The sequence below is a fragment of the Thiomicrorhabdus heinhorstiae genome, assembly GCF_013391765.2.
GTDB classification, from domain to species: domain Bacteria; phylum Pseudomonadota; class Gammaproteobacteria; order Thiomicrospirales; family Thiomicrospiraceae; genus Thiomicrorhabdus; species Thiomicrorhabdus heinhorstiae.
Map to the genome: position 1 here is coordinate 1 of NZ_JACBGI020000049.1, position 1215 is coordinate 1215.

Here is a 1215-nt window from a genome sequence, read left to right on the forward strand (position 1 = left end):
CTGAAGTGGTCTAATAAAACCGAACGCTTTTTTAGGTGGTAAACTCCATCAAAAAGAGGTGTTCAATGAAAAGACAAAGACGTTCGTTTTCAGCAGGATTTAAACGAGAAGCGGCACAGCTGGTTTTAGATGAAGGTTATTCAATTGCCGAGGCTTGCCGATCACTGGATGTGGGCGAGAATTCCATGAGACGCTGGGTTAATCAACTGGAAAACGAGCGTTCAGGAAAAACACCAGTAGCAAAAGCATTAACGCCTGAACAGCAACGCATTCAAGAGCTTGAAGCCCGAATTCGACGACTCGAAAAAGAGAAATCGATTTTAAAAAAGGCCACCGCTCTATTAGTCGCAGACGAGATCAAGTCTACGCACTGATAGAGCGCTTAAAGCATGAAGCGCCAATTGAATGGTTGTGCAATTTATTCGAAGTGCCTAAATCCTGTTTTTACGGGTTTAAACAGCGAACAACTCGAATCAATCCTGCAACCATAAAGCTTAAAACATTGATTAATGAAGCCTTTAATAAGAGTCGCAGTGCTGCAGGCAGTAGAACCATCAGAGCGATGCTTGAACAGCAAGACGTCAACGTTGGTCGTTTTAAAGTTAGAAGCTTGATGAAAAAACTCGGCCTTGTTTGCAAGCAGCCTGGACCGCATGCCTATAAAACCGCAACGGTTGAACGTCCCGATATTCCGAATCGCTTGAATCGGCAATTTGATGTTCAGACTCCGAATCAAGTGTGGTGTGGCGATATTACTTATATTTGGACAGGACGACGATGGCATTATCTTGCGGTTGTGCTTGACCTTTATAGCCGTAGAGTTGTTGGCTGGGCCATGTCAAAATCGCCTAATACCGATTTGACCGTAAAAGCATTGGAGCATGCTTATCAATCTCGTGGCGAACCGATGAATGTCATGTTTCACTCCGATCAAGGCGTCCAATACGGCAGCGTAAAGTTTAGACAAAGGCTTTGGCGGTACCAAATGACTCAGAGCATGAGTCGTCGTGGAAATTGTTGGGATAACAGCCCAATGGAAAGAGTCTTCCGTAGCTTAAAATCAGAATGGATACCCTCGACTTGGTATTCATCTTTTGAAGAAGCTAAGAGAGATATTGGCAATTATTTAATGAACTACTACAACTGGCAAAGACCGCATTCTTTCAATGACGGACAACCGCCAGCAGTTACAGAAGAAAAACTTAAAAATTCGTT

At 43.5% G+C, this 1215-nt stretch carries 1 protein-coding gene; it reads left to right on the forward strand.

Annotated elements, in window-relative coordinates:
* Window positions 1-65 precede the first annotated feature (65 nt).
* A protein-coding gene (locus H8792_RS12310) for an IS3 family transposase (RefSeq protein ID WP_185979294.1) occupies window positions 66-1215 on the forward strand; the annotation gives its coding sequence in 2 pieces (ribosomal slippage) (window positions 66-321 and window positions 321-1215; 1151 coding nt annotated over the 2 pieces). This gene is flagged as partial in the annotation.